Source organism: Falsirhodobacter sp. alg1 (assembly GCF_000739715.2).
Classification (GTDB): domain Bacteria; phylum Pseudomonadota; class Alphaproteobacteria; order Rhodobacterales; family Rhodobacteraceae; genus Falsirhodobacter.
This window is the reverse complement of record NZ_BBJC02000020.1, coordinates 1-1,118: the sequence shown is the minus strand read 5'-3', so window position 1 is coordinate 1,118 and position 1,118 is coordinate 1. Positions and strand designations below refer to the sequence as shown.

The 1,118-nt window shown below is 61.1% G+C and carries 3 protein-coding genes; all 3 read right to left on the bottom strand.

Annotation, left to right across the window (positions count from 1 at the left end; all coding sequences use genetic code 11):
• Positions 1 to 29 precede the first annotated feature (29 nt).
• Positions 30 to 611, bottom strand: coding sequence for a hypothetical protein (locus tag TR36_RS16080; protein ID WP_237763600.1), 582 nt, complete (start codon positions 609 to 611; stop codon positions 30 to 32).
• Positions 503 to 874: a Hint domain-containing protein gene (locus TR36_RS16355; RefSeq protein ID WP_082714995.1), complete on the bottom strand. Its 372-nt coding sequence runs from the start codon at positions 872 to 874 to the stop codon at positions 503 to 505. Before TR36_RS16355 ends, TR36_RS16080 begins: the two co-directional genes overlap by 109 nt.
• Positions 777 to 1,118 (bottom strand): Hint domain-containing protein (locus TR36_RS16350; protein WP_192841365.1); only part of this gene is annotated, 342 nt, incomplete at its 5' end. The genes TR36_RS16355 and TR36_RS16350, both read right to left, overlap by 98 nt.

The following is a 1,118-nucleotide window of genomic DNA, read 5'->3' as shown; positions in this document are numbered from 1 at the left end:
CCAGGGCGCCAAACCTCTTAACAACATTCTCAAGCTTGACGGCGGCCGGCATTGAGCTTCCTTTCCAAAATGCGGCTCCAGAGCGACAGCGGATAGCAGACGGCGAAATACAGCACCGCCGCGATACCGAAGACAAGGAACGGCTCGAATAATGAGTTGTTGATGACCTGAGCCGACCGCGTCAGCTCCAGGAACCCTACGACCGAGGCGAGGGATGTGTTTTTTACCAGCTGCACCCCGTTGCGTACGGCCCAGGGAACGGCAGGAACGGGGGCTTCGGTGGCATCCCGCAGTTCGATGACCAGATCCTGCGGTGTCAGATCGGTGCGGGCAACAAAGCGGGGGCCGCTTTGCGGTTCGGCGACCCCGTCAAAGCGGAAGGTGGAAGGCCGTAATCCGTCAAACCGCAATATTTGGCCCAGGGGCGAGGGGTGTATGCCGATCAGAACGGCCAGTGCCATCTGGGCCTGTGCCGCCCCCAGCATTCCCACCATCGGCCCCATCACGCCTGCAGTTTCGCATCGGGCTGCCCTGTCCGGCAGATCGGGAAACACCGCCCGCAGCGAAGGCGCACCGCCACAGAATCCGCCCACATATCCACCCGTTTCCATATGGTCTCGGTTGCGGCGCCTTCGGCAANGATCACCTCATGTGCCGCACATGCGATGTGGTAGTAGGAGATCTTGCCACGCGGTGCGATACGGACGGTCGTGCCGTTCACGAGGTGCGCTGCCGCAACCAGAACGGTTGCCTCACCGTACAGCATTTCAGCGGTTTCACCCTCGATCAGCATGCGGTGCTGTTGCGAAACCGTCAGGTCTTTGGTGTTGCCATATGCACCGGCCTCGATCACGACGGGGGCAAAGGGGGCCAACGCCGATCGTCTCGGTCTTGCCGACCCAGATCAGCGGCTGTGCGCCGTGGTCGCGGGTCATGACCATGTCGCCAACTTTCAGATCCTCGACCGAACGCAGGCCGTCCTGCGTCAGGATGGACGTTCCGGCGGTAAAGCAGAAGCTGGCCTGTGCCGCTTCGGCCGTTGCGTAGAGCGACGAGAAGGAAAGGTAGTCATTGTAAGCATCGGAGGTGGCGGTATACGTCACTTCGCTGCTGTCAAA